This window comes from Salinisphaera sp. RV14 (assembly GCF_052044135.1).
Classification (GTDB): Bacteria; Pseudomonadota; Gammaproteobacteria; order Nevskiales; family Salinisphaeraceae; genus Salinisphaera.
The window spans coordinates 71,630-93,869 of record NZ_JBQDYF010000005.1 but is presented as its reverse complement, the minus strand read 5'-3'; the positions used below and the strand labels follow the sequence as shown (position 1 = coordinate 93,869).

Below are 22,240 nucleotides of genomic sequence, written 5' to 3'. Positions count from 1 at the left end.
TTTCCGCGGCCACGCTTATCGCTTTCGCATGGACCGGTGTCGACGGCGCCTGCTGCAGGCCACTGCGGCCTGGGTGGGCGCCGGATCGATCGGGCGCCTGCCGGTGGCGTGGGCCGCCGCCTCGGGGGCGCCGCTGTCCGGTGGCGCGCCTTTCTCCTTCCACCGGTTGATCGACCATGCCGGCCATCTGGCCACCCTGCCCTATGTGCCGCCGCAGCCGCGCTACGGCAAGCTGCTGTCCGAAATCGGCTACCAGACCTTCATGGGCATCGAGACCCGCAAAGGTCACGAGTTGTGGGCAGACACCGATCTGCCGTTCGCGGTCGAATTCTTCCATCTCGACAACGGCACGCGCGTGCCGGTCGACATCAATATCGTCAGCGACGGTCGCGCCCACCACCTCGACTACGATCCCCGCATGTTCGTCTATCCCGACCCCGCCATGGCGCGGCGCATGCCCGACGACCTCGGCTACGCGGGATTCCGCCTGCATGACGCCCGCACCGATCATCGCGAATGGCTGGCGTTCAAGGGGGCAAGCTATTTCCGCAGCCCCGGGACCGAGAACCAGTACGGCCTGTCGGCGCGTGGCGTAGCGGTCAACAGCGCCGAGCCCGGGCCCGAATCCTTTCCGGATTTTACCCGCTTCTGGCTCCAACGCCCCGCGCCGAGTGACGACGAGATCACGATCTGGGCACTGCTGGAAGGCGAACACCTCACCGGCGCCTATGAGATGCGCTGCCGGCGGCCGGGCGACGTGATCATGGATATCCGTAGCCGGCTGTTCCAGCGCAAGGCTATCGACCGGCTCGGCATTGCGCCGTTGACCAGCATGTTCTGGTTCTCCGAAACCAATGCCCGTCGCGGCGCCGATTGGCGGCCCGAGGTGCACGACAGCGACGGACTGGCGATCGCCACCGGCCGGGGCGAACGCATCTGGCGTGCCCTGAACAACCCACCGCGTCCCGATATCTCGCTGTTTGCCGATGAAAATCCGCGCGGCTTCGGCCTGCTTCAGCGCGACCGGGACTTCGATCATTACCAGGACTCGGGCGTTGCCTTCGAGCGGCGACCTAGCGCCTGGATCGAGCCGGCCGGCCACTGGGGCGCGGGGCATGTCGCCCTGTTCGAACTACCGACCCGCGAAGAGATCAACGACAACATCAATGCATTCTGGGTTCCGGACAAACCGGCCACGGCCAATGCGCGCTGGGCGTTCGACTACACACTGTCATGGACCGACCAGGCACCGTTTCCGCGCGACCTGGCGCGTGTCCGTGCCACGCGTACCGGCCGTGCCGGCCGCCCCGGCACGTACCGGGACCGAAGCCCCCTCGATCGCAAGTTCGTGATCGATTTCACCGGCGGCCCGATTGCCGGCAAGCCGGGCAAGGATGTCCACATCGATGCCTCGGCCAGCCGGGGCCGCATCGACAACCCCTACGTTGTCGCCATCGGCGCGAACGAGCCCGGCTGGCGCGTTTTCCTCGACTGGCTCGGCGACAAGCCGCCCGGCCCGGCGGAGGCCGCGGTCCTGCGCTGCCGCCTGATGCGGGGCGATAAGCCGCTGACCGAGACCTGGGTGTACTCGTACTATCCGCGCCCCCTGCTGGGCTAGGTGCCGTTCCGTCCGCGTCCGCGCCAAGCGCTGTTCTGCCGCAAGGCGAGGCAGCCCGTGTGCGGCTTATTAATCCGGCATCAAAACAGCTGACTTCACCCGCTGTTTTCAACGCCTTCAAAAATAAAAGCCGGCGCCTGTCCGTCTTTTATTTTCAAAGGCTTCCCGGCCAATGGCCGCGGCGAGCATGCGCTCGCATACGCGCGCTATTAACCCGAAAAATCATCTGTTTTTGTGCCGGGTTAATAGCGCGTCTACGCGAGCGCGCTGCAACGCGGGGTTGCGGCTAGACCTCCGGCACGCCGCCGTCCGGCGCATCACCCGCATCCGCTTCCCCTGCATCCCGCGGGCGCGCCTCGGCCTGGGCCAGACGCTTGCGCGGGCGCCGGACGCCCGCGAACTGACGTGTGACGCTTTCGTCGATCGAGCGAATGTGCAGATCCTGCTGCGGGAACACGATCTCGATGCCGTTGGCATCGAACAACGCGTGGATGCGTCGATACAGCGCGTGCTGTAGCGGCAGCAGATTGAAAAGATCGTGATAGAACACGCGCGCCTCGAACAGGACGGCGCTATCGCCGTAGCCGACCATGAACACCGAGGGCGCCGGCGTCTCCAGCGCCACCGGCTCCGCCCGGATCGCCTCGTAGATCAGCTTCTCGACCAGATCGGCATCAGCATCGTAGGACACGCCCACCTTGATGATCAGGCGGGTGATGTCGTCGGTGAGCGTCCAGTTGATCACGGTCTCGGTGATGAAGGTCTTGTTCGGGATCACCAGTTCCTTGTTGTCCCAATCGGTGATCGTGGTGGCCCGGATACGGATGCGCGAAACGGTGCCGGTGAGCGTACCCACGGTCACCGTATCGCCGACCCGGACCGGGCGCTCGAACAGAATCACGAGACCCGAGACGAAATTGGCGAAGATTTCCTGCAGACCGAAGCCAAGACCGACACCGATGGCCGCGATCAGCCACTGGATGGAGGACCAGTGCAGGCCGATGAGATTGACCGCCACCAGTACGCCAAAGATCACGATGGCGTACTGGAACAGCGTGGCCATCGCGTAGCGGCTGCCCGCATCCATCGATAACCGGCGCAGGACGGTGATTTCCAGAAAGCCCGGCAAATTGCGCCCGGCCAGCGCCGTGACCACCGCGACCGCAACCGCCAACAGCAGTGCGCCCAGGGTCACGTTGGTGATCTGGGTCTGGCCGCCGACACGCGTCGCATACTGCCAGAGATTGATGTTATCGAGCAGCTGCAGCGCAGGCAGGGTGTCGGACCAGATCAGCCACAGGCCGGTGCCGATCATGAGCGTAATCACCACCTTGATCAGGCCGCGGGTCTGCTCGCTGATCTGGATCAGATCGATCTCGAGACTATCGAGGGTCTCCGGCGCGCCCTCACCCGAAACTGCCGCGGCCTCGCGCGTCGCGCGCGCTTCGCGGGCCTCTTCGCGCTTGCGTAGCGCCCGGGCCAGCGCCAGGCGTCGCTCGACTACGGTCAGCCAGCGCACGATCAGGCTGTAGACGATCACCGAGCCGCCCAGCACGGCGATGGAATAGAAAAACCGCGACTGCAGCTGCAGCGCCGTGTAGTAGTAGCCCAGCCCGGCCAGGCCGCACAGCGCCAGGGGCACGCCGGTCGCCAACGGCAGCCAGAAATAACCCAGCCGCCAGGCACTGCCGTCGTCGGCGGTCATTACATCGGCCAACGCACCACGCATCGGGTGCAATACGCGCCACGCAAAGACGGCGATCGAGAGTTCACCGAACATGAAGGCCGCGCGGCCCAGCGTCTCACGCTTGGCATCGTCGTCGAAGGCCTCGGTCATGCTGATGATGACCACCGGCGCGATCAGCGCAATCATCACCCAGCGCAGATTGCGATACAGTCCGCGGCGGGCGCTGCCCGGCCAATGGAAGTGGCGGTCCGCCAGGCCGCTCTCCCGGCAGACGTTGGCGAACGGTTCAATGAAAACGAGCAAGAAGCCGAGCTGGAAGACCGCCGCGGCCACCGCCTGGCTGAACTTCGACGCCTCGGGGGCATGCCGCAACAGAAACGCGGCCAGGAAAAAGATCAGTATGCTCGGCAGCGACAACAACACGGTGATCACGGTCGCTCGCAACGTCAGCCACATGGTGTCGTGGCTGACGTTGCCGACCGGCTCGCCGAGCCGCCGCAACCGATGCCGCATCGGCCGGCGAATCGCAATCAACAGCGCGATTACCAGCGCACCCAGACCCGCCCAGATCGGCTGAGCGATTACGCCGGCCGCAAGCGCCGATACCGTCTGCTTCCAACTGCCCGGATCGATCAGCCAGGGCATGCCCGCCGCCACCCGCGCCGGCCAGTCGAGCCGGATGGCATGAAACGACGGCAGCCAGAACAGACGCTCGTCGAGCAGGCGATTGAATGAGGACAACGTGCTCTGATATTGCTGCGACAGGCTCTTCAGATCGCGACCGATATTCACGAACCGGCCCTGGGCATCGATGAGCATGTCGACAATCGAACGCCGCTGCTTGAGCAGATTGACCAGCGACTCGCGCTGGCCGGCGCTGAGCTTGACGCCCGCCTTGTCCGCCATGCGATCGGCCATGGCATCGGGGTTGTCGAGTTCCGCGCGGTCCTGCTGCAGCTGGAAGCGCTTCAATTCGGCCGATGAGATATCCGGCTGATCCGACGACCCCGAGCCGGACAGGAACGGCAGCGCGGGATTCGCCAGACGTCGCCGCTGATTGCGCAATACATCGCCCAGCGCGACCGAACCGCCGCCGATCTCGAGCTGGCGCTGAACGAGATTCAAACGGCGTTCCAGATTCTCCACCCGGGCGCGCTGGTTGCTCTGGCGCTGGCTGAGGGCCTGGGTTTTCTGGGTGATCTTGGAAAGTTCGTGAGTCAGCTCGACGTTGCGCTGGGCCGCCTTGGTGATCGGCGCCAGCGAACTCCGCAGTTCACTCAGCTTATCCTCGCTGGCATTCTGCAGCGATTGCGCCGAGGCATTCTGCTGACGGCTCAGCGCGGTCTGGATCCGGGCCAGCGACTCGTTGAGATGGGCGACCTTGGCTTCTGCCAGTGAGCGGCGTGCCTCGAGCAGCTGCTCATGGTTGTCGAGGCCGGTCAGTTCCTCATGCAGGCGCTCGATTTCGGCGTTGAGCGCATCCCGACGCGCCACATTCAGCTCGCTCTGGGCCTGGGCGAGCACACTGGCCTTCGGGCCCGGACTCGGGCCACCGGCGTTGGCGCTCGCCAGCGACTGCAGCTTGTTGCGCGCTTCGGCCAGCGACTGGCGCGCCGACTCCGGCCGCTGAGCGGCACGCGTCAATTTATCCCGCAGATCGGACAGATCGGCCTGGGCATCCGACAGCTCGGTACGCAGCTTGTCGGCGCGCGACGACAGTTCGTCCAGCGAAAGATTGTCGAGCTGATCCAGCGGCGTCGGCTTCTGCAGATCGGCCAGGGCCTGGTGTGCCTGCTCGATCTTTTTCGGTGCCTGCGCCGCGTCCTCGCGCAGTTTCGCTGCCTGCTTGCGATCCGCCTCGGCCGATTGCAGCGCCGAAATCGCGTCCTGGTAGGTTTGCACCGCGTGGGCGCGTACAGCGTCCGACAGATCCTTGCGCGATTTCGCCGTTTTGATCTCTGCCTTGAGATGCTGGATCTGGCTGGCGTAATCCTTGGGTTGGTCGCCACTGCCGGTGGCCGCCATGGCCACAGTGGACGCGGCCAGCCCGAACACCAGGACGACCCAGCACAGCAACATGACGGCCCCCACCCGGGGGCCATGCTGAAAATGACGGCGATGCAACACAGCGCGATCGACTCGCTCGGTTCGATTCAAAGTAACCTAGTCTACGGCCTGTCCCGCTCGCGAGCGATACGAAAATTAAAGGGATACAAGCGGACACGGATGCTGGCCGAATACGGGCGCACCGTCATCGCCGAGCGGACCGCTTGTATCGTGACTGTCGACGCGGCCACGGCCGTCGCCCGCCGGCTTGTGGGTGCCGATTGCTGCAATGCACAATAAGGTCGCGTCGCGCCGCGGGGTCCGGTCCGGGCCCATCGCGACATGGGGTTTTGCTGTCGAATCTGTTACAAACACGTCAATGGCTCGCTACGATTCCAACCCTCCCACCATCGCCGTTCGCACCCCGCCGCGCCGGGGCGAGGCGCGTGCCGCCTTGATGGAGGCCGCACTGGAACTCGTGGCCAGCGAAAGCAACTTCTCGGCGCTGTCCCTGCGCCGGATCGCACGCCGGGCCGGCGTCGTGCCCACGGCGTTCTATCGACATTTCCAGGACATGGACGCACTCGGCATGGCGCTGGTGGAGGATACCTTCGCCGAACTGCGACGCATGCTCGGCGATGCCGACCTGCCGTCGATGCCCATTGATGGCTTGACGCGTTATTCGGTCCAGCTGTTCGCGTCACACGTTCGCGATCACCGGCTGCTGTTTCAGTTCCTGATCAAGGAGCGTTACGCGGGCAGCGCGGCAATGCGCGCCGCCATCCACGGGCATATCAGCGCGCTGATCGACGAACTCGCCGATGATTTGGCGCAGTTCGATGAATTCGACCATATCGATATCGACGATCTGCGCATGATTGCCGAACTCGTGGTCAACGCGATCATCGCGGTCTCCGAGCGAATCCTGGATGTTCCCCCGGACGCTGCCGCCGACGACGCGCTCATGCTGCGGGCCGAAAAGCAGCTGCGCCTCATCTTTCTCGGCGTGGGCCGCTGGAGCAGCCGGGGCACGCATCGCACGCCAACGCCGGATACGGCGCGGGTCGCGCGCGAAAGCTAGGGCCTGTTGCCATTTCGTGCGAGTCCGCCCCAAGCGCTTCCTGAAAAATTACTTGGGGGCGGCAAGACGAGGCGTAGCGAATGTGGCGTAGTTATTCTACGTGAGAGAGCTACAACGCTGGATTGCCGCAAAACAGCGCTTGTCCCGAAGGGTTGGGCCGCCCATAAAAATTTACTAGGAGCGCCCGGCGGCGTTGCGAGTCTGGGTCGTGGCACGCCCAGAGCCGGCGACTCGCGCCTTGCCGGACACGATTTGCGGACTCCAGCGCGGCGCTCGCACGAAATGGCAACAGGCCCTAGTCGCCGCCGCGCGGCCGGGTAGCCGCCGGATCGTCAAGCTGTGCGCGCACGCGCTGCAGGATCTCCGGCACCAGCGACAAGCCCCATTGCGAACCGAGATCCAGCGTCTCCGCCATGAGCTCCGGCGAGGTGTCGACCAGCTTCTGGCCCAGCGGCGAGCGATAGAACCGCACCAGCTGGCTGAGTTCAATCAGATTGAAGTGCTTTTCGTAGACCGGGGCCAGCACGGAATAAAGCGCGTCGCCGTCCCGAATATGCTCGGACACCACGGCCCGGGTCTGCTGCTGGATCACGCCCATCGTCCGCGGGTTGAGCGTCGGCCCGAACATGGCGATGGCACGCGACACGCGATCGACCAGTTCCTGCGAGAACAGCGCCTGTACTTCCGGCGTATCGGTGAGATCGACCAGCGTCCGAATCAGCTGTTCCTTGCGCGCGTCGCTGCCTGCAACGTGCGCCAGGGGCGAGCCTGCGGCAACCACGCGGGGCGAGACATCCGACCCCGTACCGGCGTGAGCCGCTGCCGGCACCATGATAGCGGCCAGCGCAATGGCGCCGGCCCGCTGCAAACGCCTGCGGCGATCAGGCCGCCCGGGCAGGACCCACGTTGTCATGAAAGTTGCGCCCCTCGGTGGTCGCGGCGATGATGCCGCGGCGGATCACGAAATCACCAAAATGCTCGCCGTCCTCGCGTTCGGCGGCAAAGCGCTCGATCAACGGGGTCAGCTCGGCGAGAATCTCGTCCTCACCGATATTCTCGCGATAAAGCTTATTCAGACGTGAACCGTCGAAGGCCGCGCCGAGATACAGGTTGTACTTGCCCGGCGCCTTGCCGACGAATGCGATCTCGCCGAGAAACGGACGGGCGCAACCGTTCGGGCAACCGGTCATGCGGATGACGATCGGCACCTCGCCCACGCCGGCGTCCGTCATCACCCCCTGCAGCTTGTCGACCAGTTCGGGCAGATAACGCTCGGACTCGGCCATGGCCAGGCCACAGGTCGGGAACGCCACGCAGGACATCGAGGCATGGCGCAACGGCGAGCGCTCGCGTCCGTCGTCAAGCCCGTAGTGGGCGGCCAATGCCTCGATCGCCGGCTTGTCGGCCTCGTCGATGCCGGCAAACACGATATTGTGGTTGCCGGTCAGCCGGATCGTGCCCTTGTGTATCCTCGCCAGCTCGCGCAGCGCGGTCATCAGTTTGTAGCCGGGCCGGCCACGATACTGGCCGTGATGGGCCCGGCCATTGTCGTCGAAATCGGCGATACGGCCGTTCTCGATGAACAGCGTCAAATGCCATGCGCCATCGTCGGACTGCTGCCAGCCGAGCGGATCGCCGTTGCGCTCGAAATGATAATCGCGCGCATCCTCGAGCTCGATACCGGCGCGCTCCGCCAGCTGCGCATGAATGAAATCGAGGCCATGATCGTCGATCGTGTATTTGAAGCGCGCATGCTTGCGGTTCTCGCGATCACCGTAGTCGCGCTGGATCTTGACCAGCGTTTCGACCGTCTTCAGCACATGATCCAGGCCGGCGAAACCGATCACCGTGCCCAGACGCGGATAGGTCGCCGGCTCGCCGTGGGTGGTGCCCATCCCGCCGCCGATGGCGACATTGAAGCCGATCAACTCGCCGTTCTCGATGATCGCGATCAGGCCGATGTCGTTGGCGAACACATCGACGTCGTTCTCCGGGGGCACGGCGATGGCGATCTTGAACTTGCGCGGCAGGTAGGACTTGCCGTAAATCGGCTCGTGGTCCGCCTCGCCGGACGGCGGCTGCTCGAGAAAGATCTCTTCGTAGGCCCGTGATTTCCAGGCCAGATGCTCGGACAGCCGGCTCGACCAGTCGTGAATCGCCGCATGCACCGCCGATTTCTCCGGAAACGCCGACGCCATCACGTTGCGATTGACGTCACCACAGGCGCCGCGGGCGTCCACGCCGATCTTGTAGGCATCCTGCAGCAGCGGTCGCAGATGCTTCTTGGCCACATGGTGGAACTGAAAGGTCTGGCGTGTGGTCAGCCGCAGCGTGCCGTTGGCATATTCATGGGCCAGGCGGTCGATTTCCAGATACTGCTCGCCGGTAACGACACCGGCCGGCAGGCGCAGGCGCAACATGAACTGGTAGTGCGGTTCCAGTTTCGAGGCCTTGCGCTCGGCGCGGATGTCGCGATCGTCCTGCTGGTAGAAGCCATAGAACTTCGTCAGCTGGGTATCGTCCTGGGCGATCGAGGCAGTCAGCTCGTCGGCCAGGCCCTCGGCAATGGTGCCGCGCAGATAGTTGCTGGCCAGCTTGATGTGTTCAACGGGAGACAGGTTCTTGGTGTCGCTCATGGCGTTCACTCGCTATTGCAAATCGGCGCTCGTTGGGGCTCGGATATCGGCGGGCCGGGCCGATCAGTAGACATCGCGCTGATAGCGCTTTTCCTTCTGCAGGGTCTTGAGATACCCGGCCGCGCCTTCGGCATCCAGATTGGCATTCTCGGCAATGATGTCGATCAGCGCATCGTGCACATCCGCGGCCATCGCATTCGCATCACCGCAAACATAGACCGTCGCACCGGACTCGATCCAGTCGAACACCTCGGCGCCGGCCGCGCGAAGTTTGTGCTGGACATAGATCTTTTCCGCCTGGTCGCGCGAGAACGCAACATCCATGCGGGTCAGCACACCGTCGTCGCGCCAGCGCAGCCAGTCGGTCTGGTAGTAGAAGTCGGTGCGGAAGTGCTGCGCGCCAAAGAACACCCAGTTCTTGCCGGTGGCGCCGCGCTCCTCGCGCTCTTCCATGAAGGCACGGAACGGCGCGATGCCGGTGCCCGGGCCGATCATGATGATCGGCGCATCGTCGGCCGGCAGCTTGAAGTTCTTGTTGTGATCGATATAGATCGGCAACCTGGCGTCTTCGCTGCGATCGGCCAGATGAACCGAGGCGACGCCGTGGCGTTCGCGCCCGTGGGCCCGATAGCGCACCGCGGCCACGGTGAGGTGGATCTCGTCCGGGTTGGCGGCATGGCTGGAGGCGATCGAGTACAGCCGCGGCGGGAGCTTGCGCAGCAGCCGCACGAAGTCGGCGCCGGTCATGCCCGCCACCGGGTAGTCCTCGACCAGGTCGATGATGAAACGGCCGTCCATGTATTCGGCCAGCTGTGCCCGGGCTTCCTCGGCGAGCAAGGCGTTGAGCTCGTCATTCGCCGCACGCTCGGCGTATTTTTCGATGAACGGCCGCGTCAGCGTGGTGATCTCGTACTGATGCGTCAGTGCATGTTCGAGGGTCACCTCGCCGTCCAGGCCGGTCACTTCATCCTCGGCGTTCGCGCCGAGCGCCCCGATCAATTCGGCCACCACCTGCGGACCGTTGGACGGGATCACGCCGAGCGAGTCGCCCGGTTCCCAGACCAGCCCGGAATCCTCGGTATCCAGTTCGATGTGGTGTACTTCCTTGTCGGAGCCGCGGCCGTTGAGCACGACATTGGTGAGCAACTCGGCCGAATACGGATTCTTGCGGCTCCACTGGCTCGCTGCCGGCTGCTCGCTCGCACCCGGCATGACCGTGACATTCGTGTGCCCGCCGGGCGCCTCGGCGCCGCCCATTTCTTCCTTGAACCTGGCCACCACATCGCCGATCCAGGCTTCGGCGGCCTCGTCGAAATCGACATCCAGATCCATGCGATCGACCACGCGGGTCGCACCGAGTTTTTCCAGCTGGACGTCGAAATCGCGGCCGGTCTGGCAGAAATGCTCGTAGCTCGAGTCGCCGAAAGCCAGCACGGAGAAATTCACGCCCGCCAGCTTGGGCGCCTTCTTGCCATGAACGAATTCATGCAATTCCTCGGCATTGTCCGGCGGGTCGCCCTCGCCGTGCGTGGACACACAGATGACGAGGTTCTTCTCCTTTTTCAGGTCACGCGGCTTGTAGTCGAGCATGTCGATGGCCTGCGCGCTGAGCCCGGCCGCTTCGGCACGGGCAACGAGCTGCTCGGCGATATCCTCGGCATTGCCCGTCTGCGAGCCGTAAAGCACCGTCAACGGCTCGGCGCTCGCGGCGGCCGGCGCGCCCGGCTGGGGCTGCGCCACCTCGCCGACGGTCGCCGTCGCGTTCAGCCCCGCCAGATAGCCGCTGATCCAGGTCGCCTGCGCCGGGCTCAGGCTCTGGATGAGCGACGTCAGCTGGGCGGCCTGCTGGGCGTTCAGCGGGCTGCTGTGTTCATCGATAGTCACTGCATTCATTGCCATTTCAAATACCGCGTAGCCGGAGGCGGAGGCAAAGGCTATCGCGACCGCCTAAAAATTAAAACCTTTGTTTTTATATTTTTATATAACTTAAAAATATATTTCGTGCAGTTCGGGGGCGCGACAGCAGGGGTGTCGGCACCGGGCGTCATACCCAGGCTCAAACGGCTCTGCTAGGCTCCCCGCCATGCGAGTGCTTCTATTGTTGTGCCTGCCCGTCCTCGTACTCACCGGTTGTGTGACGGCGCCGCCAAGCAACCCGTCCAATCTGTGCAGTGTTTTCAAGGAAAAGCACGGCTGGTACCAGGACGCCGACCACGCCTACAAACGCTGGGGCGCACCGATTCCGGTACAGATGTCGATCATCTTCCAGGAATCCCGGTACGTTGGGGACGCTCGCCCGCCGCGCAACCATCTTTTGTGGATTATACCGTGGACGCACATCAGTTCAGCCTACGGCTATACCCAGGCACTGGATTCCACCTGGGACCACTATAAGTCGCAAACCGGGCATCCGTTCGCCGACCGCGACGATTTCGGCGATGCCACGGATTTTGTCGGCTGGTACGTCGACCAGAGCCATCGGATTCTGGGCATCTCCAAATCCGATGCCTACAGCCAGTACCTGGCTTATTACGTGGGCACGGGCGGTTATCGTCGGGGCGTCTATCGGCACAAGCCGTGGCTGATGCGTACCGCCGGGCGCGTACAGAGCCGGGCCCATCGTTACCGCCGCCAGTTGGCGGGTTGCCGCTCCGAACTCGAGCATCCGGGCCATTGGTGGTGGCCGTTCTAGGGCCTCGCGACACCGGAACAGGCCCGCGCCCCATTCATCCGATCGGTTTTCAAGATGACATCGCCCACCGAGACACACGCACTCTCCGCGGCGGCCGACTGCGTGCTGGCCCTTGAGCAGGCCATGAGAGACGGCCAGCTCTGGCATGACGAGGTGCCGGCCCCGGCCGCCATGGCCAGCCGAACACCTTTCTGCGCCGATACCCTGGCCTTCACCCAGTGGCTGCAGTTCATCTTCGTGCCGCGCATGCGCGAACTGATCGAGGCCGGCGGGCCGCTGCCGGCCGCCAGCGGCATCGCCGTGATGGCAGAAGCCAAACTCACCGGTGCCAGCCCCGCCGAGCGGCGCGTCATCAAGGTGTTGGCGGCGTTCGATCGTCTGGTCGCGCGCGAAGCGAACTGAGTCCGCCCGCGCCGGCCGAGAGCCTACGAGCCGATGATCGCCGGGATGTAGTGATCCACCAGCAGCGCGGTGAACAACGCCATCAGGTAGACGATGGAATAGCCGAATGTCTTCATGCCGAGGCCCGGCTTCGGCCACCATTTCAGGCGTACGGCATAGACTAGGAACCAGCCGGACAAGGCAATCGCACAGATCAGATACAGCCAGCCGCTCATGCCGGTGGCGAACGGCAGCAGCGACACCGCGAACAGGATCACGGTGTAGACCAGAATCTGGCTACGGGTGTGCTCGATGCCGTGCGTGACCGGCAGCATGGGAATATCGACTTCGGCGTATTCCTTGGCCCGCTCGATCGCCAACGCCCAGAAATGCGGCGGCGTCCAGATGAAGATGATGAGGAACAGAACCAGCGAGTGCGCGGTCACCGAGTTGGTGACCGCGGCCCAGCCGAGAATCGGCGGCGCGGCCCCGGCGGCCCCGCCGATCACGATGTTCTGCGGCGTGGCGCGCTTGAGATACAGCGTGTAGATGCCGGCATAGCCCACCAGCGCGAACAACGTCAGCCAGGCCGTCAACGCATTGACCAGCGTGAGCAGAATCACCATGCCCGCCATGCCGATGGCGAAGGCAAAGATTGCCGACTGGCGTGTGTCCAGATGCCCGGTGACCAGCGGCCGCTTGCGCGTGCGCTTCATGCGTGAATCGGCCTGCACATCGATCATCTGGTTCACGGCGGCGGCCGAGGCCGCCATCAGGCCGATACCGAGGGTGCCGAACACCAGCGCGCTGATCGGCACCATGCCGGGCGTGGCCAGGAACATGCCGACCATCGCCGTAAACACGATCAGCAGCACGACCCGTGGCTTGCACAGCTCGTAGTAATCCGTGATCCGCTGCGACAGCGTCGGCTGGTAAACGGCGGAGGAAGAGCTAGACATGATCGCGCGCACTCCGTTGGGCATAGGCGATGGCGGCCGGCGCCCATGGTAACAAGGCGGCTGCCGCCCTGCCGGGTTTATCCGCCCGCATGGATGCCATGGCCGGCGGCGGCATCGAAAACGATTCCGCCGACCCGCGCCGGCTCGGATGGTATGGCGGGCGAATCATCATGGCGTGTCACATAGGGTTATCAGCGGGGCGGCGCCGATGCAGCGCGCCGGGCAGCACACCGCTCGATCGAACTGGCCGGTCGATTCTTACTTAAATCGACCCGAATGACCGCCAGCGGGCAGCGCCCGGGTCGAGCCGATCACAACCGCCGGCATCGATCACATACGGCAATTCGCCGTATCCGGTTGCCCGACGTCATTCATGACCTCCGACTTGATCTATGTACACAGTTCAGTCAATGGCTCGACGACGCCATCGCTTGCGCACCTGAAGCAGCCGTATCTCGATCTTCCTTCTTATGCGCTCATTCGCGTGCGTTGGCGGACAATAGGCTCTTGCTTAATCAGCCAGCTGAGTGTCGTATATAATCGAGACTTCCCTATTATCGCCCAAATCGTGCAGCCGGTGCAGCGGCCCGCGGCGAAGTATCGTCACCCCGCCGACACGCGCTGTGTTCAGGCACGGCGACGCGTGTTGACCACAACGAGGATAATCAGCGCGATCACCGCCATCAGGAACCACTGCGACGCATACACATAATGCGCCCAGGGCCGCAGGCCAATGGCGTCCTCGTCCCAATCCCGCAGGAAACCACCCGGCGCCTTCGGGTTGAGCAACAACAACCCGTTCGCCACCGGCGCCCGGTACTGGCAACGCACGGTGGCCGCCGGCGGATAATTGAGGGCCCGTGGCCAGCCGGTCAGGCCGCACTGACGATCGTCACCCAGGCGCAGACCCGGCTGCGGAAACCCTTGCCAGTACCCGCGGACGGTCACCCGCCCGGCCGGCGCCTGCGGATTCGGCTTCGGCGTACTGCGGTCGCCGGTCTTCGGCACCCAGCCCCGGTCGACCATGACGCGCACACCCGAGTCCAGCACCAGCGGCGTCCACACACGATAGCCGGTTCGCGTGCCCTCGACCTGATCCGACAGCAACAGCTGATGCGCCGCGTCGTAATGACCGCTGACGATGTAACGATAGCCAGGGCGCGGCCCGCGCCCGCCGTCCACGGCGGCGGCGTCGAGGTGCAGGTGCCGGGGGCCGGCACGCCGGGCGGCCGCATGCTCGGCCACCAGGCGCTCCTTGTAATGCGCGCGCTCGATCTGCCAGACGCCGAGCCCCGACAGGATCGCCACCCCCATCACCGTGATGGCCACGCCCCACCAGGGCGGCGCAAAGCGAAAGGGTCCGATATTCATGTCGATCTCGACCCGGGCCGTCTCATGCCCCGACCGCGGGCCGTATCGGCCTGCCGCAATGGCCGTGGGTCGCAGCCAGGCCGCCCATCGCGGGCGATACCAACCGCCTGCGGGCCGGGCATGGAATGATCAGACATTGAAGGCATGGGGTCGCCGCGGTGGTCAGGTCGCTGTGCGGCCGGTCGAAGCGGCGCGCACCTCAGCACAGCTATTGTGCCTCAATCCATCGATAGTGCCTGTTCTGCCCGGTCGAGCCAGGCGCCCGGGTCGATCGCATGGTCGGCCGGCGGCTGCATCGGCACCCGGGCGAGACACGGCGCCGGCATCGCCGACGCCAGCCAGGACAGGTTCTCGTCCAGTCGCGGCTGGCGCGGCGGCAGCGTATTCGCCACCCAGCCGAGCAACCGGGTGCGTGCCGCAATCGCCCGGGCGGACAGCATCGCGTGGTTCACGCAGCCCAGCCGCATGCCGACCACCAGCACTGTCGGCCAGCCGTGACCGGCGACCCAGTCGGCGAAATCCCAGTCATCACCAAGCGGGACATGCCAGCCACCGGCCCCCTCGACCACCACCCAGTCCGCGCGCCCGGCCAGATGTGCGTGGCCGGCATCCAGCGTGGCGCGCGCGATCGGCGTGCCCGCGTCGGCGGCCGCGATATGCGGTGCGATCGCCGGCTCGAACGCGCAGGGATTGATTTCCCGGTAGGTGAATCCCGGCGAGCCCGCCGCCATCAGCGCCAGCGCGTCGTCGTTGCGCAAACCGTCCGGTGTGACGGTGCAACCGCTGGCCACGGGTTTGTAGCCCACCGCCCGGTGCCCGGCCGCGACCAGTCCGCGCAGCATGGCGGTCGCGATTCGTGTCTTGCCGATTTCAGTATCCGTGCCGGTGACGAAAAGCGTGCGTGCGGTCATGGGTCAAGCGTGGCTCATCGGGGGCGCCAAAAGCGCCGCGTGTTCATGGCGAGGCACCGACGGCCCCCGACAACGCCTGCCAGGACTCGGCGAGCGCGTCGATCAGGCCGTCGACATCGGTCAGGTCGTGCGCCGCGCTCAGTGTGATGCGCAGGCGCGAGGTGCCGGGCGCGACTGTCGGCGGACGGATCGCGCCCACCAGATAGCCGCGTGCCAGCAAGGCGTCGCTGAGCGCCAGCGCCTGGCGCTCCTCGCCCACGATCACAGGCTGGATCGGGCTGTCGGATGCGGCAACCGACAACCCGGTGTCGGCGGCGCGGGCGCGAAAGCGCGCGACCAGCGCATGCAGATGCGCGCGCCGTTCCGGTTCGGCGCGAATGATCGACAGCCCGGTCCGGGCCGCGGCGGCGACGGCGGCCGGCATGGCGGTGGAAAAGATCAGCGAGCGCGCGGTCTGCAGAATGACTTCGATAATATCGTCGTCGCCGGCCACGAACGCGCCGGCCGCGCCGATCGATTTGCCGAGCGTGCCCGTGAGCAGTGGCACCGCGCCGCTGTCCAGCCCCGCCTCGGCGACACGCCCGGCGCCGTCCGGGCCGAACACGCCGATCCCATGTGCATCGTCGACCATCAGCCAGCCATCGCGGGCCCGGGCTACTTGCGCCAGCTCGACCAGCGGCGCGGTATCGCCGTCCATGGAGAACACCGCATCCGTAACCAGCAGCCGATGGCCGTCGCGCGCGCCGGCGAGTGCGGCATCCGCCGCCGCGACGTCGCCATGCGCATAGATGTGCTTGGCCGCCCCCGACAACCGGCTGCCATCGATCAACGAGGCATGATTGAGCGCATCGGCGACGATATGGTCGCCCTTGCCCAGCAGGGCCGCGATCACGCCGACATTGGCGCCGTACCCGGTCGAGAACACGAGCGCACGCTCGCGCCCGAGCCAGTCGGCCAGATCGGCTTCGAGTGCCGCGTGCTCGGTGTTATAGCCGGTCACGAGTTGCGAGGCGCCGGAACCGGTGCCGACAACGCGGGCCGAAGCACTCAGCGCGGCAGCCAGCCGCGGATCCGTGACCAGCCCGAGATAATCGTTGCTGCAGAAATTGAGCGCGCGCCGGCCGTCGACGCACACCTGCACGCCGTGTCCGCCGTCGATCACACGCCGGCGTCGCCGGCGGCCGGCGGCGTCGATGGCCGCCAGGCGTTGCCGGCAGACCCGGTGCAGGGATCCTGTCATCGTGCGCCCGCGCGCGGCTCAGACGCGCGCGGCCTGGGGCGACCGGTCGGCGCAGGGAGCCTGCCCCGGTTCCAGTTCGGTGTACTTGGGGCTTGCCTCGGGCCGCATGCCGAGCTTGTCCAGCAGGGCCAGGTCGGCGCGGTGCGCAGGGTTGGCCGTGGTCAGCAGTTCCTCGCCATAGAAGATGGAATTGGCACCGGCCAGAAAACACAGCGTCTGCACCGCTTCCGACATCTCCTCGCGGCCCGCCGCCAGGCGCACATAGGACCCCGGCATCATGATCCGGGCCACCGCGATCGTGCGCACGAAATCCAGCGCATCGATGGCATCGGTGCCGTGCAGCGGCGTGCCCTCGACCTGGACCAGGTTGTTGATGGGCACACTCTGCGGGTGCGCCGGCAGATTGGCGAGCTGACGCAGCATCTCGGCGCGATCACCCGGCTGCTCGCCCATGCCGACAATACCGCCGCAGCAGACCTTGAGGCCGGCGTCGCGCACATGCTCCAGCGTATCGAGCCGGTCCTGATAGGTGCGCGTGGAGATGATCTGCTCGTAGTACTCGGGCGAGGTATCGAGATTGTGGTTGTAGTAGTCGAGACCGGCCGCGGCCAGCGCTTCGGCCTGGCGCGCCTTGAGCATGCCCAGCGTGACGCAGGTCTCCAGCCCTTCGGCCTTGACCGCCTCCACCATCTCGATGACCTTCGCCAGATCCTTGTCCTTCGGGCTGCGCCAGGCCGCACCCATGCAGAAACGCGTCGCGCCGGCCGCCCGGGCCCGTTTGGCGGCATCAACCACTTGCGCGGTCGGCAACAAGGCCTCGCGGTCAAGCCCGGTGGCGAACCGCACGCTTTGCGGGCAATAGGCGCAGTCTTCCGGGCAGGCGCCGGTCTTGATCGACAACAGCGTGGAGAGCTGCACATCGCGCGCATCGAAATGCGCCCGGTGCGCCCCCTGCGCGCGGTGCATCAGTGCGGGAAAGTCGAGCGCGAACAGGGTCTCGACTTCGGCGCGAGTCCAGTCGTGGCGCAATGCGCCGGCTCCGGTGGTATCGGTCATGGCAGGATGGCCTTCAAGGATGCAGCGCTCACAGCTTTATGCAGCCGCCACCAGCCGTCAACCCCGAATGACTTCATTCCTTTACCACTGGTTACAAAGCGCCCGATCGGCCTGGCTCGCACCGCGTTGCCCGGTCTGCGCGGCGCCCATCGGTGCCGACGCCGGGCTGTGCGCGGGCTGCCGTGGCGAGTTGCCGGTGCTCGACGCGCAATGCCGGTACTGCGCGATCGCTGTCGCGCCGTCCGCGTCCTCGCGCGTGTGCGCGGCCTGTGCGCGCCGGCCCCGGTTCGATCATGCCTTGGCCGCTTTTCATTATCGCCAGCCGATCGCCTGGATGATCGGCGGCCTGAAATATCGTCGGCAACTGGCCCATGCCCGCGTACTCGGCGAGCTGCTGGCCGAGCGCGTCGCGGCCGAGCACCCGTGCCCGCCCGATCTGATCGCCCCCGTGCCGTTACATCCGGCCGCGTTTCGTCGCCGGGGCTTCAACCAGGCCGAGCGCATCGCCGCCCATCTGGCCCGCCGGCTGGACTGGCCACTCGAACGGGACGCGTTCGAACGACTGCGCGATACGCCGCGCCAGAGCACGCTTGACGCCGCACAGCGCGCGGCCAACGTGCGCCACGCCTTTGCCGCCCGGCGCGATCTCGGCGGGCGCCGCGTCGCCATCGTCGACGATGTCATGACCACCACGCGCACCGCCCGCGCGATGGCGCGCGCGGCCCGGGCTGCCGGGGCGAGCGCGGTCGAGGTGTACTGCGTGGCCCGTGCCTGAGGCCATCGGGCTTGCCGCCCGGCAATGCCTGCGATTAACTGAGCGGCCAACGCCCGCACCGTTGTTCGCCATGCTCGGTTATCTGTTGTCTCATCGCCCCTCGCCCGGCCGCCGCCCCGGCTCACTCGTGGACCCGGCGCCCGAGAACCGGATCGGCAAACTGCTGATCTACCGTATGGACTTCGGCGGGTCCGGCGGCGCCATCGAGCGTTGCGAGGATCAGTTGGACAAGGCGCTGGCGCCGGTGACCCAAAGCGACCATAAACTGACCTGGCTGCACTTCGAGGGCGACGTGACCGCGGCCCAACTGGCGCGCCTGGGAACGGATTTCTCGCTGCATCCGCTGGCGCTGGAAGACGTGCTCAACAACGGCCAGCGGCCCAAGCTCGACGCTTACCGCAATACCCTGTTCGCCACGCTTGCACTGCCCCACATGGATGCCGACGACGTGGTCTTCCAGCAGGTCAGCGTGTTCATCGGCCAGGACTTCGTGCTCAGTTTTCATGCCGGCGATCACGATGTGTTCGCCCCCGTACGCGAGCGTATTCATGCCGCCCACGGGCGCATCGCCCGCGCCGAGTCGGATTATCTCGGCTATTGTCTGGCCGATGTCGTGGTCGATTCCGGTTTCGCCGTGCTGGCGGGTTATCACGACCAGCTCGAAGACCTGGAGGACCGGATCTTCGAAGACCGCAAGAATGATCTGATCAGCGTCATCCACGATCTGCGACGCCGCTTGATCGGCATGCGCAAGGTGCTGATTTCACAGAACGAGTTACTCGTACGCTGGATCAGCCTCGAGCACTCTCTCATCCACGACGACAACCGTCCGTACTTTCGCGACGTACAGGATCACGCCAAGCGCGTGGTCGATCTCACCGACGGCTATTACGACACCGCCCGATCTCTGCTCGACACGCATCTGTCGCTGGCCTCGACCCGACTCAACGACGTGATGCGGGTACTCACGCTGATCGCGACCGTGTTCATGCCGTTGTCGTTCATCGTCGGCGTATACGGCATGAACTTCGACACCAAGTCGCCCTGGAACATGCCGGAACTGTCGTTCGCCTACGGCTACCCCGTGCTGTTGGGGGTGATGCTGATGCTGGTAATCGGCATGCTCATCTACTTCAAGCGCAAGCGCTGGGTCTAGCGCGTATCGCTCGGCCGCCAGACTACACCCGCGCATAGGCCGCAGCGGCCTGGGTCCAGCGTGCAATCAGGATATCGGCCTCGCGCGGGTGATAGGCGAGCACGTCGTCAGCCAGGCCGAGCGCCGATTCGGCGAGATCGGCATCGCGCACCAGATCGGCGATACGGAAGGCCTGGGCGCCGGTCTGGCGCGTACCCAGCACTTCGCCCGGGCCGCGCAGTTCCAGGTCGGCGCGGGCGATGGCGAAGCCGTCGGAAGTCTTGCGCAGTGCCGCGAGCCGCGCGCGGGCGGTATCCGACAGCGGCCCCTGGTAGAGCAGCACGCAGTGGCTGGCCACCGTGCCGCGCCCGACCCGCCCGCGCAGTTGATGCAGCTGGGCCAGCCCGAGCCGCTCGGCATTCTCGATGATCATGAGCGAGGCGTTGGGCACGTCCACGCCCACCTCGATGACCGTGGTCGCCACCAGGATATCGATGCGCCCGTCCTTGAAGGCCGTCATCGCACGGGCCTTGTCGGCGGCCTTCATGCGCCCGTGAACCAGCGAGACACGGGCGCCGTCGAGCGCTTCCGAGAGCGACTCGGCCGCCGCTTCCGCGGCCTGGGCCTCGAGTTTGTGCGAGGTCTCGATCAGGGTGCAGACCCAGTACACCTGCCGGCCCTCGGCCACGGCATCGCCGATACGGGCGATCACTTCATTACGGCGGGTGTTCGGGATGGCCACGGTCGTGATCGGCGTGCGCCCGGGCGGCAACTCGTCGATAACCGAGGTATCCAGATCAGCATAGGCGCTCATCGCGAGTGTGCGCGGGATCGGGGTCGCCGTCATGATCAACTGATGCGCCGTGGTGCGCCCGGAGCCGGCCTTGTTGCGCAGCGCCAGACGCTGGTCGACGCCGAAGCGGTGCTGCTCGTCGATCACCGCCAGACCCAGCCGGCCAAACTCGACCGCGCTCTGGAACAACGCATGGGTGCCGACCGCAACGCCCGGCGTGCCGGCCGCGATCGCGGCGACGATCTGTTCATCCTTCTTGCGCTTGCCGGTGATCAGCCAGACCGGCACGCCGAGCGGTTCCAGCCAGCGCGACAAGGCGCCGTGATGCTGTTCGGCCAGCAATTCGGTGGGCGCCATGAAGGCGCCCTGCCAGCCGTTGTCGACGGCGGTGAGCAGCGCCGCGGCGGCGACCACCGTCTTGCCCGAACCGACATCGCCCTGCACCAGCCGCAGCATCGGCGAAGCCGCCGCCATATCGGCCAGAATCTCGCCGATCACCCGGCGCTGCGCGGCGGTCGGCGCGAAACCGAGGCCTTCGAATAACGGCGCCAGGCCGCGCCCGGCTTCGCGCATGGCGGGCGCCCGGTCGCTGCGAATCTGCTTGCGCCGCGACCGGAGCGCCAGCTGGTGGCCGAGCAGCTCCTCGAACGCCAGGCGCCGACAGGCGGCGTCGCGGCCGTCGGCCAGGGCCGCCAGATCGGTGCCGGGCGGCGGCGCGTGGATCCGGCGCAGGGCTTCGGCCGCCGATAGGGCCAGCGCCGGTCCGGCGAGGCCCGCCGGCAGCCCCTCGGGCCAGAAGTCGGGCCGCTCGATCAGCGTCAACGCCTGTCCGACCAGGTCACGCAGACGATTCTGGGTCACCCCCGCGGTCGCCGGATACACGGGGGTGAACGATGGCACGAAATCATGCCCGGCCGCGGCATCGGCCACGACCTCGGTTTCCGGGTGCACCATTTCCGGGCCGTAGGCGCCACCGCGCGGCTCGCCGTAGACGCGCAGCCACGTGCCCGGCGCCAGCCGCGCCTGTTGTGCCGGGCCGAAATGAAAGAATCGCAGCCACAGCCGCCCGGCGCCGTCCGATGTGGTCACGAGCAGGCTGCGCCGCCGGCCCATCCGGACCTCGGCGGATTCGACACGAACCACCGCCAGCGCCGCCCGCCCGGGCGCGAGTTCGAGCACCGGCGTGATCCGGCTTCTGTCCTCGTAGCGCAACGGGCGGTGCAGCAGGACATCGCCAATCGAGACGATGCCGAGGCCGGCCAGCCGATCTGCCAGCTTGGGGCCGACGCCGGCCAGCCGTCTGACGCTGGCGGTGGCCGCCGGCGCGGCCGCCGATTGCGGTGGCGAGGCGGCCCTAATCGGCGACGAGGATGGCATCCGCCTCGACGGCCGCATTCTTGGGCAGGGCGGCCACACCGATGGCCGCACGCGCCGGATACGGCGCGTTGAAACGCGCCTTCATGACTTCGTTGACCACGGCAAACTGATCCATGTCGGTCAGATAGATGCCGATGCGCACCGCATTGGCCAGGGTCGTGCCCGCGGCTTCGGCGATCGCGGTCAGATTGTCGAAAACCTGCTCGACCTGGGCCTTGAAATCGCCGTCGACCAGCTCGCCGGTTGCCGGGTCGAGCGGAATCTGCCCGGAGACGAAGATCGTGCCGTTGGCGCTCACGGCCTGGGAATACGGCCCAATCGCCGCCGGGGCGTTCTCGGTGTGGATGATCTGCTGGTTGATCGGCTGCATGGCGACTCCGCGATGGTAAAAAAAAGACACTGTATTTTTACACAGCATTTCGTTTCGGCCCAGACGTCAGCGTGTGTTTTCGTCGACCGGCCCCGACGTGTCGACCGGCGCG

At 65.9% G+C, this 22,240-nt stretch carries 18 protein-coding genes; 7 read left to right on the top strand and 11 right to left on the bottom strand.

Translation table 11 applies throughout. The features are described from left to right. The first annotated feature begins 28 nt into the window (after nt 1–28). Nucleotides 29–1,618, top strand: coding sequence for a glucan biosynthesis protein (locus ACS8Y6_RS07195; RefSeq protein ID WP_440851386.1), 1,590 nt, complete (start codon nt 29–31; stop codon nt 1,616–1,618). A 286-nt stretch (nt 1,619–1,904) separates the two neighbouring features. Here the strand turns inward: ACS8Y6_RS07195 and ACS8Y6_RS07190 are convergent, their stop codons facing one another. Beyond that, nucleotides 1,905–5,384, bottom strand: a complete 3,480-nt coding sequence (locus tag ACS8Y6_RS07190) for a mechanosensitive ion channel domain-containing protein (RefSeq protein WP_440855285.1) — start codon at nt 5,382–5,384, stop codon at nt 1,905–1,907. A gap of 21 nt (nt 5,385–5,405) precedes the next feature. Between ACS8Y6_RS07190 and ACS8Y6_RS07185 the strand changes: the two genes are divergently transcribed. Both ACS8Y6_RS07185 and ACS8Y6_RS07180 read left to right on the top strand, forming a co-directional pair. Further along, the gene (locus ACS8Y6_RS07185) at nt 5,406–5,651 is read left to right on the top strand and encodes a hypothetical protein (protein WP_440851384.1); all 246 of its coding nucleotides are present in this window, start codon (nt 5,406–5,408) and stop codon (nt 5,649–5,651) included. Between the two features lie 79 nt (nt 5,652–5,730). Beyond that, on the top strand, nt 5,731–6,432 hold the full coding sequence (locus tag ACS8Y6_RS07180) for a TetR family transcriptional regulator (RefSeq protein ID WP_440851383.1): 702 nt from the start codon (nt 5,731–5,733) through the stop codon (nt 6,430–6,432). A 295-nt stretch (nt 6,433–6,727) separates the two neighbouring features. Here the strand turns inward: ACS8Y6_RS07180 and ACS8Y6_RS07175 are convergent, their stop codons facing one another. The 3 genes from ACS8Y6_RS07175 to ACS8Y6_RS07165 form a co-directional block, all read right to left on the bottom strand. Then, nucleotides 6,728–7,345 (bottom strand): DUF2059 domain-containing protein, encoded by a 618-nt coding sequence (locus ACS8Y6_RS07175; RefSeq protein WP_440855284.1) that lies wholly within the window; start codon nt 7,343–7,345, stop codon nt 6,728–6,730. Further along, on the bottom strand, nt 7,314–9,068 hold the full coding sequence (locus tag ACS8Y6_RS07170) for an NADPH-dependent assimilatory sulfite reductase hemoprotein subunit (RefSeq protein ID WP_440855283.1): 1,755 nt from the start codon (nt 9,066–9,068) through the stop codon (nt 7,314–7,316). The genes ACS8Y6_RS07175 and ACS8Y6_RS07170 overlap by 32 nt, the downstream gene beginning before the upstream one ends. 63 nt (nt 9,069–9,131) lie before the next feature. Beyond that, nucleotides 9,132–10,961: an assimilatory sulfite reductase (NADPH) flavoprotein subunit gene (locus ACS8Y6_RS07165; RefSeq protein ID WP_440855282.1), complete on the bottom strand. Its 1,830-nt coding sequence runs from the start codon at nt 10,959–10,961 to the stop codon at nt 9,132–9,134. A 190-nt stretch (nt 10,962–11,151) separates the two neighbouring features. Here ACS8Y6_RS07165 and ACS8Y6_RS07160 point away from each other — a divergent pair, with 190 nt between their 5' ends. Further along, complete coding sequence (locus ACS8Y6_RS07160; protein WP_440851379.1) at nt 11,152–11,760, top strand: transglycosylase SLT domain-containing protein; 609 nt, start codon at nt 11,152–11,154, stop codon at nt 11,758–11,760. A 54-nt stretch (nt 11,761–11,814) separates the two neighbouring features. After that, nucleotides 11,815–12,162 carry a YqcC family protein gene (locus ACS8Y6_RS07155; RefSeq protein ID WP_440850038.1) on the top strand — a complete coding sequence of 116 codons (348 nt, stop codon included), beginning with the start codon at nt 11,815–11,817 and terminating at the stop codon, nt 12,160–12,162. A 23-nt stretch (nt 12,163–12,185) separates the two neighbouring features. On the opposite strand, the gene cyoE is transcribed toward ACS8Y6_RS07155, so the two are convergent. The 5 genes from cyoE to bioB form a co-directional block, all read right to left on the bottom strand. Beyond that, nucleotides 12,186–13,100 carry a heme o synthase gene (cyoE, locus tag ACS8Y6_RS07150; protein WP_440850037.1) on the bottom strand — a complete coding sequence of 305 codons (915 nt, stop codon included), beginning with the start codon at nt 13,098–13,100 and terminating at the stop codon, nt 12,186–12,188. Nucleotides 13,101–13,727: 627 nt separating this feature from the next. Next, nucleotides 13,728–14,471 (bottom strand): SURF1 family protein, encoded by a 744-nt coding sequence (locus ACS8Y6_RS07145; RefSeq protein ID WP_440855281.1) that lies wholly within the window; start codon nt 14,469–14,471, stop codon nt 13,728–13,730. Between the two features lie 218 nt (nt 14,472–14,689). Then, complete coding sequence (gene bioD, locus ACS8Y6_RS07140) at nt 14,690–15,382, bottom strand: dethiobiotin synthase (protein WP_440855280.1); 693 nt, start codon at nt 15,380–15,382, stop codon at nt 14,690–14,692. 43 nt (nt 15,383–15,425) lie between these two features. Beyond that, the gene (bioF, locus tag ACS8Y6_RS07135; protein WP_440855279.1) at nt 15,426–16,622 is read right to left on the bottom strand and encodes an 8-amino-7-oxononanoate synthase; all 1,197 of its coding nucleotides are present in this window, start codon (nt 16,620–16,622) and stop codon (nt 15,426–15,428) included. 18 nt (nt 16,623–16,640) lie between these two features. After that, complete coding sequence (gene bioB, locus ACS8Y6_RS07130; RefSeq protein WP_440850033.1) at nt 16,641–17,678, bottom strand: biotin synthase BioB; 1,038 nt, start codon at nt 17,676–17,678, stop codon at nt 16,641–16,643. A gap of 67 nt (nt 17,679–17,745) precedes the next feature. Between bioB and ACS8Y6_RS07125 the strand changes: the two genes are divergently transcribed. After that, nucleotides 17,746–18,453, top strand: a complete 708-nt coding sequence (locus ACS8Y6_RS07125; protein ID WP_440850032.1) for a double zinc ribbon domain-containing protein — start codon at nt 17,746–17,748, stop codon at nt 18,451–18,453. Then, nucleotides 18,446–19,609 (top strand): magnesium/cobalt transporter CorA, encoded by a 1,164-nt coding sequence (gene corA, locus ACS8Y6_RS07120; RefSeq protein WP_440855278.1) that lies wholly within the window; start codon nt 18,446–18,448, stop codon nt 19,607–19,609. Before ACS8Y6_RS07125 ends, corA begins: the two co-directional genes overlap by 8 nt. Before the next feature lie 22 nt (nt 19,610–19,631). On the opposite strand, the gene recG is transcribed toward corA, so the two are convergent. Next, nucleotides 19,632–21,758 carry an ATP-dependent DNA helicase RecG gene (gene recG / locus ACS8Y6_RS07115; protein ID WP_440850030.1) on the bottom strand — a complete coding sequence of 709 codons (2,127 nt, stop codon included), beginning with the start codon at nt 21,756–21,758 and terminating at the stop codon, nt 19,632–19,634. Beyond that, complete coding sequence (locus tag ACS8Y6_RS07110) at nt 21,736–22,128, bottom strand: RidA family protein (protein ID WP_440850029.1); 393 nt, start codon at nt 22,126–22,128, stop codon at nt 21,736–21,738. Before ACS8Y6_RS07110 ends, recG begins: the two co-directional genes overlap by 23 nt. Between the last annotated feature and the right edge of the window lie 112 nt (nt 22,129–22,240).